Below are 12,796 nucleotides of genomic sequence, written 5' to 3'. Positions count from 1 at the left end.
AACTGGCGGTAGGTTTTGGCGACGCTGGCCGTTGCTCTGGCAAGAGCATTCGGTCAACAGTGCGCGCGGACAATCAGGAACCCGATCCATGCCGAAGCTGCTCTACGCCTCCACCTCTCCCTATAGTTCGAAGGTCCGCATGGCCGCCGCCTATGCCGGCATCGCCATCGACCTCGTGCCGGTCAAGACGGAGGACAAGCCGGCGGAGCTGATCTCGGCCAATCCGCTGGGCAAGATCCCGGTGCTGGTGCTGGAGGACGGCCGCACGATCCACGACAGCCGGGCGATCACCCAGCATCTCAACCGGCTGTCGAAGAACGTGCTGTTCCCGCGCAACCCCGACAAGCGGCTCGAGGCCGAGGTGCTGGAGGCGCTGGCCGACGGCATCTGCGACTGCGCGCTGTCGATGGTCTATGAGCGGCGCACGCGCCCCGACGCCATGGTCTATCAGCCCTGGCTCGACCGTCAGTGGGCGAAGATCACCGCCGCGCTCGACCTGCTCAACGCCAACCCGCCAAAACTGCCCAAGAAGATCACCGCCGGCCAGCTGGCGCTGCGTGCCACCCTCGGCTATCTCGCGCTGCGTTTCGGCGGCCAGTGGGAAAAGGGCCGCGGCCGGCTTACACGCTGGGCCGCGCGCTTCGACGAAAAGTTTCCGGAACTGAAGGGCTGCGTGCCGGGGTGAGGACTGCTGATCTCCCCCATGAGCGAGGAGACTGGCGGTTCGCGCGCCCATCTTGAACCTCGACCCACTTCCATGCTTGCCTGATGCCGCGCAAATCGCGGAGGGCTGAGCATGGCGAAGGCAGTCACCAAGAGCAGCACCACTCCCGATCCGATGGTCGAGCGCCTGCGCGCGGCCCTTGGCCGGCGCGCTTTCACGGAACAGAAAATGTTCGGCGGCACCTGCTTCATGATCAACGGCAATATGCTGGTCGGCACCTCGAAGCGCGGTTTGCTTGTGCGTGTCGGCAAGGACGGGCACGCGGCCGCAGCCGCACGGCCCCATGCGCGGCCGATGGAAATGGGCGGGCGTTCCATGGAAGGCTATGTCCATGTCGCGCCGGAAGGCACTGCAACCGAGGCAGATCTCGCCGAGTGGATCGATCGTGCGCTGGCTTTCGTCGAGACACTGCCGCCGAAGGGCAAACCGGCCAAGGTCGCAAAGCGGCCAGCCTGAACAGATCGCGCCGCCTATCCTTCACATCGGCGGTGAGATCCACGTTCACGCCGCGACCATGACCGACCCGGCCGACTACCGTCCGGACGCCCAGGTCTTCACGCGCTCGCGCGCGAATTGGCTCGACCAACTGCAGTCGATTTCAGCCCATGAGGCTTTCCAGCAGGCGCCATCCACCGGGTTGCGTTGAAGGCGTGGCCAAACGTGTCGGCCTGGGGCAACGCCAACCACAAAAAAAGCCGGGCGCGCGGCCCGGCTTTTTCCGTGTCGTGGCTTGGACGACTTAGAACTTCATACCGACGCCGAAGAGGACGCGGTTGTCCTTCGACTTGACGTTGCCGACATTGTCGAAATTCTTGTCGCCGTAGTCGGTGTAGCGGTACTCGACACGACCGAACACGTTGTCGGTGATCTTGATGTCGGTGCCGACACCGGCCGTCCAGCCCAGCATCGCCTTGCTGTCGCTGCTGACGCCGTCGTCGATCTTCTGGTTCTTGGCGGCGAGACCGCCGGTGCCATAGAGCAGGATTTCCGGGGTCACGGCATAGCCGAGGCGAGCGCGCAGCGAGCCTTCGAGGCCGCCCTTCGCATTGATGCCCGCGCTGTCGCCCTTGACGCCATTGTAACCGAGATCGGCTTCAGCGCCGTAGACGAAGTTGTCCTGCTGCCACTGGTAGCCGCCGAAGACGCCGCCGATGAAGCCCTTGGTCTTCACATTGACGCCGGCGTCGCGGGCGTCGGCATGGCCGCTGAAGCCGTAGCCGAGGCTGATACCGGCATAGGGGCCGGCCCAGGAAGCGACGGGGAGTTCGGCGACCGGGGCCGGTGCCGGCGGCTCTTCGGTGACGGCGTCTGCGGCATAAGCGGTACCACCGAGGGCGAAGAGCCCGAGCGCAACCGCCAGCGGCCGCGCAAACTTGAGATTAGCTTGCATTGTTGTTTACTCCTTAAGCCACAAGACACGAGGCTTTTTATGTTCATGAATGCCCCCGGCCCGTCCGGGGGGATAAACGGGCCTGGCGTTCAACGGTTCCAAATGTCGTGCTGAAATACGGCTGAAGCGAACCTGAACTTGGGTAATTCCCTGGCGCGAATGAGGCCAAAAGATGACGTTGCATCTTCGCAACAGCGAATGTCAGCACGCTAGTCATGTTGCGCTGCACACCGCTTGGTTCAAGGGGTTCGGGGACATATATTGCATTATGAACCTTCCGCAATCCGGGTCGGCAGCGTGCGTACGGGCCGCTTCGCCACATTCCTGCCCCGGGTAAAAATGGCATTTAACGCTTGGCCCGTCATATTGTGCCGGCTCCCCGGAATCGTGAAGCCGATAGAGGATTGACGACATGAAAGAAGCCTTTGGCGTGGTGCTGGTGACGGGTGGAGCGAAAAGGATCGGCAAGGCGATCGTCGAGGACCTTGCCGCGCACGGCTTTGCCGTGGCCATCCATGCCAATCGTTCCGGAGCCGAGGCCGAGGCGCTGGCCAGCCGCATCAGGAACCAGGGCGGCCGTGCCGCCGTGCTCGTCGCCGACCTCACCGATATGAAAGCCGTCGGCGATCTCGTCGGCCGCTCCGAAGCTGCCCTTGGCCCGGTCACGCTGCTCGTCAACAACGCCTCCTTGTTCGTCGACGACCGTGTCGAGGATTTCGACTGGCAGGCCTGGGACCGCCACTTCGCCATTCATCTGAAGACGCCGGCGCTGCTGGCGCAGAACTTTGCTCGGGCCTTGCCGGAAGGCGCGGAGGGACTGATCGTCAACGTCATCGACCAGCGTGTCTGGCGGCCGACGCCGCGCTATTTCTCTTACGCGCTGTCGAAATCGGCCCTGTGGACGCAGACCCAGATGCTGGCGCAGGCGCTGGGGCCGCGCATTCGCGTCAATGCCATCGGCCCCGGCCCGACACTGAAGAACAAGCGCCAGGACGACGAAGATTTCGGCAGGCAGGTCGAAGGGCTGATTCTGAAGCGCGGCCCACAATTACCGGAATTCGGCGCCACCATCCGCTATCTCTGGGAGGCGCGCTCCGTCACCGGCCAGATGATCGCGCTCGACGGCGGCCAGCATCTTGCATGGCAGACGCCCGATGTGACAGGCATGGTGGAATGAGTCCTGCCCATAAACACAGCCCCCTCGGCGCCGCCGATGATTTGCCGCCCGATCTCGACATCGAGGACGAGGCGTCGGAGGAAATCGTCGAGCCGGAGGCGGTTGCCGCCGGTCCCGACGTCGCTTTCACCGCGATCGACTGGACGCCGCATGCCGGCGACGCCGACGGCATGGTCGGCGCCGAGGTGATCCAGACTTTGGTCAAGCGGCTGCCCAACCAGCCGGGCGTCTACCGAATGATGAACGCCGCCGGCGACGTGCTCTATGTCGGCAAGGCGCGCAGCCTGAAGAAGCGCGTCACCAACTATGCGCAGGGGCGCTTCCACACCGCCCGCATCGGCCGCATGGTGCGCGAGACGGCGACGATGGAATTCGTCGTCACCCGCACCGAGATCGAGGCGCTGCTGCTCGAGGCCAACCTCATCAAGCGGCTGAGGCCCCGCTTCAACGTGCTGATGCGGGACGACAAGTCGTTCCCTTACATCCTGCTTACCGGCGACCATGTCTCGCCCGGTATCTATAAGCATCGCGGCGCGCGCTCGCGCAAGGGCGACTATTTTGGGCCCTTCGCTTCCGCCGGCGCGGTCGGGCGCACCATCAATTCGCTGCAGCGCGCCTTCCTGCTGCGAAGCTGCACGGATTCCTTCTACGAGAACCGCACGCGGCCCTGCCTGCTCTACCAGATCAAGCGTTGCGCCGGTCCCTGCACCGGCGAGATATCGCATCGGGGCTATGCCGAGCTGGTTGCCGAGGCGAAGGACTTTCTCTCCGGCCGCAGCCAGAAGGTGAAGACCGAGATCTCGGCCGCCATGCAACAAGCCTCCGAAGAGCTCGATTTCGAGCGGGCCGCTATCTACCGGGATCGCCTCGCGGCGCTATCGCATGTGCAGGCGCATCAGGGCATCAACCCGCAGACGGTGGAGGAGGCGGATGTCTTTGCAATCCACCAGGAAGGCGGCCAGACCTGCATCCAGGTGTTCTTCTTCCGCACCGGCCAGAACTGGGGCAACCGCGCCTATTTCCCCAAGGCCGATCCGGCGCTGGAGCCGGCCGAGGTGCTGGGCTCCTTCCTCGCGCAGTTCTATGACGACAAGCTGCCGGCGCGTACGCTGCTTCTTTCCCAGCCGGTGCAGGAGCAGGAGCTGCTCGCCGAGGCGCTGTCAACCCGCGCCGGGCGCAGGATAGCGATCTCGGTGCCGCAGCGCGGCGAGAAGAAGGATCTCACCGATCACGCGCTGCAGAACGCGCGTGAGGCGCTCGGCCGCAGGTTGGCGGAAACGTCGACGCAGGCGCGGCTATTGCAAGGCTTTGCCGAGACCTTCGGCCTCGCAAGGCCGCCAGTGCGCATCGAGGTCTACGACAACTCGCACATCATGGGCACCAATGCGGTCGGCGCCATGATCGTCGCCGGGCCGGAAGGTTTTGTGAAGAACCAGTACCGAAAGTTCAACATCCGCTCGACCGAGATCACGCCCGGAGACGATTTCGGCATGATGCGCGAGGTGATGGAGCGCCGCTTCTCGCGGCTCCTCAGGGAGCATGGCGACGTCCAGCCTTCAATCGGAGCGGGCGCGGAGGCCGAGGACGATGCGGCCGAGGATCTTGTCGAGGGAAACGGCAGCTTCCCGGCATGGCCGGACGTCATCCTGATTGACGGCGGCCAGGGCCAGATGACGGCGGTGCGCAAGATCCTCTCCGATCTCGGCATCGAGGACCGGGTCGTCGCCATCGGCATCGCCAAGGGCCAGGACCGCGACGCCGGGCGCGAGCGCTTCTTCGTCAAGGGCAGGGACTCTTTCACGCTGCCGGTGCGCGACCCGGTGCTCTATTTCGTCCAGCGCCTGCGCGACGAGGTGCATCGCTTCGCCATCGGCTCGCACCGCGCCCGCCGCAAGAAGGAGATGGTCAAGAGCCCGCTTGACGAGATCGTCGGCATCGGCCCAGGCCGCAAGCGGGCGCTGCTTCACCATTTCGGCACCGCCAAGGCGGTCAGCCGCGCCGCGGTCGAGGACCTGGTCAAGGTCGATGGCATTTCCGAGCACGTGGCGAAGCTGGTCTACAACCATTTTCATGACACCTGACCATTCTTGCGCCTATTTTGGGTTGACCAATCGAATCTCGCCTGTTGACCCCCCACATTGGCTTCTGATTTGAGTAGGCAGGCGGAGAGAGATCCCGATCAGATATGGCCCAGCGCGCGTTCAACCTGCCGAACATCCTCACCTACGCCCGCATCATCGCGGTGCCGCTGGTGGTGCTGTGCTTTTTTCTCGAGGGCCATCTGAAGTCCTCCGACTTTGCCCGCTGGTCGGCGCTCGCCATCTTCCTGCTCGCCTCCATCACCGACTATTTCGACGGCTATTTCGCGCGCGCCTGGCAGCAGACCTCCAACATCGGCAAGATGCTGGACCCGATCGCCGACAAGCTCCTGGTCGCCACCTGCCTGCTCTTGCTCGCCGCCGACACCGACCGCCATGCCGGCATTGCCGGCTGGTCGCTATGGGCGGCGATCATCATCCTGTGCCGCGAGATTCTTGTCTCGGGCCTGCGCGAATATTTGGCCGCGCTGAAGGTCTCGGTGCCGGTGACGCAACTCGCCAAATGGAAGACGACCATCCAGATGGTCGCCATCGCCTTCCTGCTCGTCGGCCCGGCCGGCGACAAGATCTTCCCGCTGACCACCCAAATCGGCCTGGTGCTGTTGTGGATCGCGGCACTTGTCACCCTCTACACCGGCTACGACTATTTCCGCGCCGGCCTGAAACACATCATGGACGAGTGAGATGTCGACCAAGCTCATTTATTTCGCCTGGGTGCGCGAGCGGATCGGCAAGCCGGAAGAGCATGTCGAACTGCCCGCCGGCGTCGAGACCGTCGCCGACCTGTTGCGCTGGCTGAAGTCGCGCGGCGAGGAATACGAAAACGCGCTGCAATATCCGGACGTCATTCGCGTCGCCATCAACCAGGAACATGTCGGCCACCGCGAGAAAATCGCGGGCGCGCGCGAGATCGCGCTGTTTCCGCCAATGACCGGGGGCTGAGATGGCGAGCACGGTCGTGCCGGCCATCCGCGTCCAGCGGGAGGATTTCGACGTCGCCGCCGAGATTGCCGCGCTGACCGAAGGCCGTGCCGACATCGGCGCCGTGGTCACCTTCTCCGGCCTCTGCCGTGACGAAAAAGGCGCGCTCGCCGCCCTCGAGCTCGAGCACTATCCCGGCATGGCCGAGGCCGAGATCGGCCGCATCGCCACTGAGGCCATCGGGCGTTGGCCGCTGCAGGGGCTCACCGTCGTACACCGCCATGGAAAAATCGCGCCGGGCGAAAACATCGTGCTGGTGGTCGCGGCCTCCGCACATCGCCAGGCGGCCTTCGAGGCGGCGAATTTCCTGATGGATTACCTGAAGTCGCGTGCGCCTTTCTGGAAGAAGGAGCACCGTGCCGACGGCTCCGAAGGCGGCTGGGTCGAGGCCAAGGAAGCCGACGACGAAGCCGCGGATCGTTGGAAGACCCCGGACAAGTAAGCCAGGACGGCATTGCCTTGGCGATCGCCCCATCTGGCGCGCTTCGCAGCACCTTCTCCCCTTGGGGAGAAGAGGGTCGCCCCGAACTGCTCTTCGCAATTTCGGTTGGCAATCCGCCTGAGGGACAAGCCGGCGAAATTTCCTCCCCAAGGCCATCGAACGACCGCAATCCTTCCCGACCTTGCAAATCGGTTTGATTTGCTGGGCGGGAGCAATCTTATGCTGGACAGGATCGCGGAATTTTTCATCTTCGGCCTTGTGCCGCTGGTGGTCGGCGTGCTTGCCGTGCCGGAGTTCACCAGTGCCGCCGAAAAGACGATTGCCGGCGAGGTGACCTATCGCGAGCGCATCGCGCTGCCGCCCAATGCCGTGCTTTCGGTCGAACTCGCCGACATCTCGCTGGCCGGCGCGCCGGCGACGCTCGTCGGCCAGCGCAAGATCGTCGTGGCCGGCCAGGTGCCGATCAAATTCGAGATCGGCTTCGATCCCAAGGCAATCCAGCCCGGCAGGGCCTACGCGCTGCAGGCCCGCATAACGGTCGATGACCGGCTGATCTTCCTCACCGACACTCGCCACCAGGTCGATCCGCTGGACGGCAAGCCGCAGACCATCGTGCTGAAGAAGGTCACGTCGTAGCCTGGTTCGCAAAATTTCCGACACGCCGGAAACGCATAGAGACGAGGGATCGCGGCCGCTTCTGCGTCAGCCCCGGGAGTTCCGGTCTCTCGTCCGCCACCGCGTCCGCCACCATAACGGATTCGGCAAATGTTAACGGGGCGCGAAGAAGCGCGTCGCAACCATAGTGGCCCCGATTGACCGCGACCCCGCGACCACCTAGTTTCCCTCGTCAAATGGGGATGGGGTTCCCCCGAAACCGCCCGAGCTTTTCGCATCTGGGCTGATGACTCCTGCCAGGCGTGCTTTCGCGCGGCAGGATTTCTTTTTCCGCTCGCACACGCCTGTCTTGATGGCGCGATTCCCGCGAGGAATCGCTTTGTGGAAAGGCAAAGAAGCGATGAGCCTTGCGGCCTGCGCCCTGGTCCTGATCGGCGGCTTCCTCGGCGGTGTTTCCCGCTTCTTCCTGTCGGGCCTTGTCGGCCGCAGCGTCGGCGAGACCTTTCCCTGGGGCACGCTGGTGGTCAACGTCTCCGGCGCGCTTGCCATCGGCGCCTTCGCAGGCGCGGCGCGGGCCGTCGGCGGCATCTTTTCCGCCGAACTCGTGCGCGACCTGATCGTGGTCGGGCTGTTCGGCGGCTACACCACGGTTTCGTCCTTCTGCCTGCAGACGCTCAACCTCGCGCTCGACGGCGAGCGGCGGCTCGCCGCTCTCAACATCGTGGCTTCGGCGGCGCTCTGCGTGCTTGCCGTCGCCTTTGGGTTTTGGACCGTCGTGCGGATGGCGGGGTAGGGCGCATGTTTGGAAACGATAGACAGACAGCCATGCGGCTTTATCTGGCGGTGGGCTGCGGCGCGGCCATCGGTTCGCTGGCGCGCTTTTTATGCGGCTACGTCGTCGTCTCGCTGCTGGGCTGGAGCGCGCTGCTTGCAACGGCGTTCGTCAACGTCGTCGGCTCCTGGGTCATCATGTTCTTTTCCACGCTGACCCGGCCGGATGGACGCTTGATGGTCGGCCCGGCCGGCCGCCAGTTCGTGACCGGCGGCTTCTGCGGCGGTCTCACCACCTTTTCGTCGATGAGCCTCGACACCTTCATCCTGCTTCTCGAGGGCGACCTCGGCCTTGCGGCGACCTATCTTGTCAGTGTGGTGGTGCTGTCGCTTGCGTCGGCCTGGCTCGGCTATCTCATGGCGACCAGGTTCAACCGCTTGCCGATCACCAGGTGATCAGGGAGGAGAGCATGGCACTTCTCGCCGGCTCGGAGGCCTCCGGCGCAGCCGCGGGCATCGCCCGTTCCTAAAGCCTGCACGGCCGGCCCGCTCCAACAAAAAGGCGGCCCGAGAGCCCGCCTTGCCGGGACCGAAGCGTCTCAGCCGACGATCTCGGTGTCGGAGAACCAATACCTGATCTCCTGCGCGGCGGTCTCCGGCGCGTCCGAGCCGTGCACCGAATTTTCGCCGATCGACAGCGCATGCACCTTGCGGATGGTGCCCTCGGCCGCATTGGCCGGGTTGGTGGCGCCCATCACTTCGCGGTTCTTGGCGATGGCGTTCTCGCCCTCCAGCACCTGCACGACGGTCGGGCCCGACGACATGAATTCGACCAGCTCGCCGAAGAAAGGACGATCCTTGTGGACGGCGTAGAAGCCTTCGGCCTCGCGGCGGCTCATCCATACGCGACGCGACGCGACGACGCTGAGGCCCGCGTCTTCCAGCATCTTGGTGATGGCGCCGGTCAGATTGCGCTTGGTGGCATCCGGCTTGATCATGGAGAAGGTGCGTTCGATCGCCATTAGGTCGTCCTTATTCTGGGAATGGAAATTGGAGTGGCGGGCTCTATACAAGCCGCTTGGCGGCTTGCCAAGGGGAGGCGGCTTCTGGTCAAGGCCGGCTGTTTGCGGGATAATTGGACGGCTGAGAGCGCGCTTCGCGTGCAGTCCGGAGCGCCGCGGCAGCGGAGCAGGAGGCGATGAACCGGCTCTACCTCAAACGCGACGATATCGCCGGCATTTTCTTGATGGCCGTGGTCCTTGCCGTGATCGTCTTCGTCCTGCTGTTCTTTCCACAAACCGGACAGCAGAATTTCGGCTTCGGCCCGGAATGGCAATGCGCCCGCATGGGAGAGGGCGATCCGATCTGCGTCAGGCTGGTCGAAAAGGATGAAGCCGGAAAATTCCCGCCTTGAGGGGGAGATGGCCGGCAGCACAGAGCGGGGCGCCGCGCGTGAAACGCCGACTTCTTCTTTCGCAAGTAGGCGCCGCAGCTGTTGAGGCGCCCACTCTGTCACCTTCGGCGACATCTTCCCACAAGAGGAAGATTAGCGCTTACGCCGCCGCGGCGACCTGCCGGCCGATTCCGCCATGCAGGTCGAGGCAGCGTTCGAACCATTCGGCAACGCCGTCGCCCGTCTCGAGCAGCTGGTAGGGCGAGGCGACGCGCGCCCATTGCAGCGCCCCGAACACGATGTAGTCGGCAAACAGCGGCGATGTCCCGCCGATGAAAGGCTGATAGCTGAGCATCGAGCGCAGCGGCTCGAGCGAGGCACGAAAGCCGGCAAGCCCCTCGTCGCGGCCGGCCACCACCTCTTCGAGCCGCTTGCCGAGCCGCTGCTCGCGGCTCTCGCGGAAATAGGCGCGGTTCGCCTCGTCCTGCATGCTGTGCAGATCGGTGAGCAGCACCGTCATGAGGTAAGGATGGATGGTGAGCTGCGACCAGCGTTCGATGAAGCGCGCCGTCGCCTTGCCGCCTTCGCCGCCGAACAACGTCGGCCGCTCGGGGTAGGCTTCGTCGAGATAAAGGGCGATGGCGAAGGAATCGGCCACCACGCGCTCGCCATCGCGGATCACCGGCACCGTCTTCGACGCGCCGCCTTCCACCTTGGGGACTTCCAGGAAGCGCGTCGGCACCTTGGTGGCATCGAGCCCTTTGTGGGCCAGCGCCATCTTCGTCTTCCAGCAATGCGGACTGAAGGGGCGTTTTGCGTCGTGGCCGACGAGATCATAGAACAGAATGGTCATTACGGTTCCTGCGGGTTACGAAGAGCCGGGATTCGTTGCGAGCCGGGTGGAAGAATGAAACAGCATTTCATGATGTTTGCGGCCTACAATCAATGGGCCAACACGCGCATCTATGATGCCGCCGCCGATCTCAGCGAAGAGGAACTCGGCCGCGATGTCGGCGCCTTCTTCGGCTCGACGCTGGCCACGCTCAATCACCTGCTCGTCACCGACCGCGTCTGGATGAAGCGCTTTACGGGCGAGGGGGACGCGCCCTCAAACCTTGCGACGATCCTCTATCGCGCCTTCCCGGGCTTGCGCCTGGCACGCGAGGCCGAGGACAGGAGGATCGTCGACTGGATGGGCGGCATGACCGATAAGGCGCTCACCGGGCGATTTTCCTATATGACCACCGACATGCGCACCGTTTCGCAGCGGCTGGCGCCGGCGCTCAGCCATCTCTTCAATCACCAGACCCACCATCGCGGCCAGGCGCATATGTGCCTTACCGTCCTCGGCAGACCCTCGGTGTCGCTTGACCTGATGCAGTTCCAGCGCTCCGAAGAAGGCCGCGCCTACGCCTGAAGCTTGCAGGGATTCCGGTTGGCCGATTCCGGAAAACTAAAAAACACGACAATTTCGTCTATATTTTAAAGCAGAAGCATCGTTTTGGAAACTATGATTCGTCATATGCGAAATAGCTAAAGAAACCGAAAGGGCACTCTCGGCGTATTTTTGTCTCAAAAGCTACGCGCTCTAGAAAAGCGCAACAAATGATGCAAGGCGGAAATACAAAACCACAGGGAGAGTGTCATGGCCAGTATCGTAAAAAGGTTCGCCAGCACATTGGCGAGTGGTGCAATCGTCGTTGCTCTTGCCATGCCGGCGAACGCCCAGAGCGTCGGGGTCGGCGGCCTCGGCGGCGTATCCGTAGGCGGCAACAGAGCCGACGCCAATGCGGGCGGCCCAAATGGGGCTGACGGAAATGCATCCTTCGGCGGCAGCAACAACAGCGCCAGGGTTTCGATCGGCGGCGCAAGCGGAGGCAGCGGAACCGTCACCATCGGCGGCAGCAGTTCCACGGCCACGGCATCGATCGGCGGGACAAACGGGGCTGGAGCCGATGCGACTTTGGGCAACGGCACCAATAGCGCGCTCAACGTGACGACGGGCGGCGCGAACGGCGCTGGCGTCGCCCTCGGCGCTGGCGCCGCCGTTCCTGGAACCGTCGGCGCGACGCCGGGAACGACGAACCTGTCCTCCGCCGTCGCGCAAATGTCGAGCAGCCAGTTGTCGCGGATGAAGAAGCGCTGCGTCGATGTGCTCAGCAGCGATGGCACCTATGATCGTGATCTGAGGGCGCTCTGCCTGATGATTTCGCGTCGTTGACGGCGCGCTGACGAGCGCCTCTGGCCAATCGCAAAGCCCGCCGCTGCGTCGGCGGGCCTTCTTCAGCTGGTATCGCGGTGCGGCGCGCTCGACGCCTGGTTAACCACATTCCCATTGAAGCCAATATATTAGGACTTCGTTTGCGCTCGCGCTCCACAATAGGCCAGTTGTAGTGGGAGCAATGCCATGCGCATCGATTTGTCCCCCACCAGTTGGGGCAGGGTCGCGCTGGTCACCGTTGCCGGCACGGCATTCTTCATTGCCGCGGCCTTCTTCGTCGATTCCTTCAACTTCGCCTCGCTGTCACCCGAAGCGCTGCTCTGGGCCAAGCTCACCGACCTGTTCCTGCCGCTCATCCTTGGCGGCTCCTTCCTTTTCTTCCTAATGTGGAAGATGCGCCAGCTGGCCATCGCCCAGAAGGAGCTCAGCATCATTGCCGCGACCGACAGCCTGACGGCGGTCTTCAACCGCGGCGCTTTCTCGATGCTGGTCGAGGCCTATCTCGACAAGGCCCGCAGCCACGCGGTGGCCGAAGCCGGCGCGCTGCTGATCGTCGATGCCGACCATTTCAAATCGATCAACGACCGGCTCGGCCACGATTGCGGCGATCAGGCGCTGAAGCTGATCGCGAGCACGATCCGGAGCCAGCTCCACGGCGCCGACATCGTTGGACGCATCGGCGGCGAGGAATTCGCGGTCTTCCTTCCGGGCGCCGACGCGACACGCTCCTTCCTGGTCGCCGAGTCGATCAGACTGCGTATCCGCGAGGCCGAGTTCGCGCCGGGCGGGCAGCCGTGCCCGCTTTCGGTCAGCATCGGCGGCGTCGCGTTCAGCGGGCCCACCACCTATCACCACATGTTTCGGGTCGCGGACAGGCATCTTTACAAGGCGAAGTCGAACGGACGCGACCAGGTGAGCTTCGAAAGCCCGCGCAGCAGGCTATCCGGCGAGGCCGCCGGCACGTTCCACTGAACGAACCCGCG

19 protein-coding genes and 1 riboswitch are annotated in these 12,796 nt (G+C 64.0%); of the genes, 15 read left to right on the top strand and 4 right to left on the bottom strand.

The genetic code is table 11. The features are described 5' to 3' along the window. Window positions 1-88: 88 nt before the first annotated feature. The 3 genes from EJ078_RS05085 to EJ078_RS30655 all read left to right on the top strand — a co-directional run bounded on the left by EJ078_RS05085 (window position 89) and on the right by EJ078_RS30655 (window position 1,370). On the top strand, window positions 89-685 hold the full coding sequence (locus tag EJ078_RS05085) for a glutathione S-transferase (protein WP_095800053.1): 597 nt from the start codon (window positions 89-91) through the stop codon (window positions 683-685). Between the two features lie 111 nt (window positions 686-796). After that, window positions 797-1,180, top strand: coding sequence for a TfoX/Sxy family protein (locus EJ078_RS05080; protein ID WP_127217236.1), 384 nt, complete (start codon window positions 797-799; stop codon window positions 1,178-1,180). A gap of 58 nt (window positions 1,181-1,238) precedes the next feature. Then, window positions 1,239-1,370: a hypothetical protein gene (locus EJ078_RS30655; RefSeq protein ID WP_259979796.1), complete on the top strand. Its 132-nt coding sequence runs from the start codon at window positions 1,239-1,241 to the stop codon at window positions 1,368-1,370. 93 nt (window positions 1,371-1,463) lie between these two features. On the opposite strand, the gene EJ078_RS05070 is transcribed toward EJ078_RS30655, so the two are convergent. Further along, window positions 1,464-2,114, bottom strand: a complete 651-nt coding sequence (locus tag EJ078_RS05070; protein WP_127217238.1) for an outer membrane protein — start codon at window positions 2,112-2,114, stop codon at window positions 1,464-1,466. A gap of 412 nt (window positions 2,115-2,526) precedes the next feature. Between EJ078_RS05070 and EJ078_RS05065 the strand changes: the two genes are divergently transcribed. The 8 genes from EJ078_RS05065 to crcB (EJ078_RS05030) all read left to right on the top strand — a co-directional run bounded on the left by EJ078_RS05065 (window position 2,527) and on the right by crcB (EJ078_RS05030) (window position 8,655). Further along, entirely contained in the window at window positions 2,527-3,291 is a 765-nt protein-coding gene (locus tag EJ078_RS05065; protein WP_127403671.1) for an SDR family oxidoreductase, read from the top strand. Then, window positions 3,288-5,372, top strand: coding sequence for an excinuclease ABC subunit UvrC (gene uvrC / locus EJ078_RS05060; protein WP_127847258.1), 2,085 nt, complete (start codon window positions 3,288-3,290; stop codon window positions 5,370-5,372). The genes EJ078_RS05065 and uvrC overlap by 4 nt, the downstream gene beginning before the upstream one ends. Before the next feature lie 104 nt (window positions 5,373-5,476). Beyond that, window positions 5,477-6,073, top strand: coding sequence for a CDP-diacylglycerol--glycerol-3-phosphate 3-phosphatidyltransferase (gene pgsA / locus EJ078_RS05055; RefSeq protein ID WP_067330383.1), 597 nt, complete (start codon window positions 5,477-5,479; stop codon window positions 6,071-6,073). Between the two features lies 1 nt (window position 6,074). Further along, window positions 6,075-6,332, top strand: a complete 258-nt coding sequence (gene moaD, locus EJ078_RS05050) for a molybdopterin converting factor subunit 1 (RefSeq protein ID WP_067330385.1) — start codon at window positions 6,075-6,077, stop codon at window positions 6,330-6,332. A gap of 1 nt (window position 6,333) precedes the next feature. After that, complete coding sequence (locus EJ078_RS05045) at window positions 6,334-6,813, top strand: molybdenum cofactor biosynthesis protein MoaE (RefSeq protein ID WP_095800048.1); 480 nt, start codon at window positions 6,334-6,336, stop codon at window positions 6,811-6,813. Window positions 6,814-7,032: 219 nt separating this feature from the next. Further along, window positions 7,033-7,449, top strand: a complete 417-nt coding sequence (locus EJ078_RS05040) for a YbaY family lipoprotein (RefSeq protein ID WP_095800047.1) — start codon at window positions 7,033-7,035, stop codon at window positions 7,447-7,449. A gap of 208 nt (window positions 7,450-7,657) precedes the next feature. Continuing rightward, a riboswitch (Fluoride riboswitch) is annotated at window positions 7,658-7,731 on the top strand. A gap of 97 nt (window positions 7,732-7,828) precedes the next feature. After that, window positions 7,829-8,221, top strand: a complete 393-nt coding sequence (gene crcB / locus EJ078_RS05035; protein WP_067330731.1) for a fluoride efflux transporter CrcB — start codon at window positions 7,829-7,831, stop codon at window positions 8,219-8,221. A 32-nt stretch (window positions 8,222-8,253) separates the two neighbouring features. Beyond that, window positions 8,254-8,655, top strand: coding sequence for a fluoride efflux transporter CrcB (crcB, locus tag EJ078_RS05030; protein ID WP_245457165.1), 402 nt, complete (start codon window positions 8,254-8,256; stop codon window positions 8,653-8,655). A 143-nt stretch (window positions 8,656-8,798) separates the two neighbouring features. On the opposite strand, the gene ndk is transcribed toward crcB (EJ078_RS05030), so the two are convergent. Next, entirely contained in the window at window positions 8,799-9,221 is a 423-nt protein-coding gene (gene ndk / locus EJ078_RS05025; protein WP_095823617.1) for a nucleoside-diphosphate kinase, read from the bottom strand. Between the two features lie 176 nt (window positions 9,222-9,397). On the opposite strand from ndk, the gene EJ078_RS05020 reads away from it, so the two are divergent. After that, window positions 9,398-9,613, top strand: coding sequence for a hypothetical protein (locus EJ078_RS05020; protein ID WP_067330396.1), 216 nt, complete (start codon window positions 9,398-9,400; stop codon window positions 9,611-9,613). Between the two features lie 139 nt (window positions 9,614-9,752). On the opposite strand, the gene EJ078_RS05015 is transcribed toward EJ078_RS05020, so the two are convergent. Then, window positions 9,753-10,445, bottom strand: a complete 693-nt coding sequence (locus EJ078_RS05015; RefSeq protein WP_095800044.1) for a glutathione S-transferase family protein — start codon at window positions 10,443-10,445, stop codon at window positions 9,753-9,755. 54 nt (window positions 10,446-10,499) lie between these two features. On the opposite strand from EJ078_RS05015, the gene EJ078_RS05010 reads away from it, so the two are divergent. Then, window positions 10,500-11,009, top strand: coding sequence for a DinB family protein (locus EJ078_RS05010; protein WP_127404130.1), 510 nt, complete (start codon window positions 10,500-10,502; stop codon window positions 11,007-11,009). A 155-nt stretch (window positions 11,010-11,164) separates the two neighbouring features. Here the strand turns inward: EJ078_RS05010 and EJ078_RS30150 are convergent, their stop codons facing one another. After that, window positions 11,165-11,512: a hypothetical protein gene (locus EJ078_RS30150; protein WP_245432978.1), complete on the bottom strand. Its 348-nt coding sequence runs from the start codon at window positions 11,510-11,512 to the stop codon at window positions 11,165-11,167. 43 nt (window positions 11,513-11,555) lie between these two features. On the opposite strand from EJ078_RS30150, the gene EJ078_RS30145 reads away from it, so the two are divergent. Both EJ078_RS30145 and EJ078_RS05000 read left to right on the top strand, forming a co-directional pair. Continuing rightward, window positions 11,556-11,813, top strand: a complete 258-nt coding sequence (locus tag EJ078_RS30145) for a hypothetical protein (RefSeq protein ID WP_245457137.1) — start codon at window positions 11,556-11,558, stop codon at window positions 11,811-11,813. A gap of 186 nt (window positions 11,814-11,999) precedes the next feature. After that, window positions 12,000-12,785, top strand: coding sequence for a GGDEF domain-containing protein (locus EJ078_RS05000; RefSeq protein WP_095823612.1), 786 nt, complete (start codon window positions 12,000-12,002; stop codon window positions 12,783-12,785). Window positions 12,786-12,796 lie beyond the last annotated feature (11 nt).

Origin of the sequence: Mesorhizobium sp. M1A.F.Ca.IN.022.06.1.1 (assembly GCF_003952605.1) — a bacterium.
In the GTDB taxonomy this organism is placed as follows: Bacteria; Pseudomonadota; Alphaproteobacteria; order Rhizobiales; family Rhizobiaceae; genus Mesorhizobium.
Note: the sequence above shows the minus strand (reverse complement) of the source record. Positions and strands in the feature narration are given on the sequence as shown.

Excerpts from the sequence above, each read along its gene's own strand:
- EJ078_RS05085 (WP_095800053.1), top strand. The coding sequence starts at position 89 with ATGCCGAAGCTGCTCTACGCCTCCACCTCTCCCTATAGTTCGAAGGTC.
- EJ078_RS05080 (WP_127217236.1), top strand. The coding sequence starts at position 797 with ATGGCGAAGGCAGTCACCAAGAGCAGCACCACTCCCGATCCGATGGTC.
- EJ078_RS30655 (WP_259979796.1), top strand. The coding sequence starts at position 1,239 with ATGACCGACCCGGCCGACTACCGTCCGGACGCCCAGGTCTTCACGCGC.
- EJ078_RS05070 (WP_127217238.1), bottom strand. The coding sequence starts at position 2,114 with ATGCAAGCTAATCTCAAGTTTGCGCGGCCGCTGGCGGTTGCGCTCGGG.
- EJ078_RS05065 (WP_127403671.1), top strand. The coding sequence starts at position 2,527 with ATGAAAGAAGCCTTTGGCGTGGTGCTGGTGACGGGTGGAGCGAAAAGG.
- uvrC (WP_127847258.1), top strand. The coding sequence starts at position 3,288 with ATGAGTCCTGCCCATAAACACAGCCCCCTCGGCGCCGCCGATGATTTG.
- pgsA (WP_067330383.1), top strand. The coding sequence starts at position 5,477 with ATGGCCCAGCGCGCGTTCAACCTGCCGAACATCCTCACCTACGCCCGC.
- moaD (WP_067330385.1), top strand. The coding sequence starts at position 6,075 with ATGTCGACCAAGCTCATTTATTTCGCCTGGGTGCGCGAGCGGATCGGC.
- EJ078_RS05045 (WP_095800048.1), top strand. The coding sequence starts at position 6,334 with ATGGCGAGCACGGTCGTGCCGGCCATCCGCGTCCAGCGGGAGGATTTC.
- EJ078_RS05040 (WP_095800047.1), top strand. The coding sequence starts at position 7,033 with ATGCTGGACAGGATCGCGGAATTTTTCATCTTCGGCCTTGTGCCGCTG.
- crcB (WP_067330731.1), top strand. The coding sequence starts at position 7,829 with ATGAGCCTTGCGGCCTGCGCCCTGGTCCTGATCGGCGGCTTCCTCGGC.
- crcB (WP_245457165.1), top strand. The coding sequence starts at position 8,254 with ATGCGGCTTTATCTGGCGGTGGGCTGCGGCGCGGCCATCGGTTCGCTG.
- ndk (WP_095823617.1), bottom strand. The coding sequence starts at position 9,221 with ATGGCGATCGAACGCACCTTCTCCATGATCAAGCCGGATGCCACCAAG.
- EJ078_RS05020 (WP_067330396.1), top strand. The coding sequence starts at position 9,398 with ATGAACCGGCTCTACCTCAAACGCGACGATATCGCCGGCATTTTCTTG.
- EJ078_RS05015 (WP_095800044.1), bottom strand. The coding sequence starts at position 10,445 with ATGACCATTCTGTTCTATGATCTCGTCGGCCACGACGCAAAACGCCCC.
- EJ078_RS05010 (WP_127404130.1), top strand. The coding sequence starts at position 10,500 with ATGAAACAGCATTTCATGATGTTTGCGGCCTACAATCAATGGGCCAAC.
- EJ078_RS05000 (WP_095823612.1), top strand. The coding sequence starts at position 12,000 with ATGCGCATCGATTTGTCCCCCACCAGTTGGGGCAGGGTCGCGCTGGTC.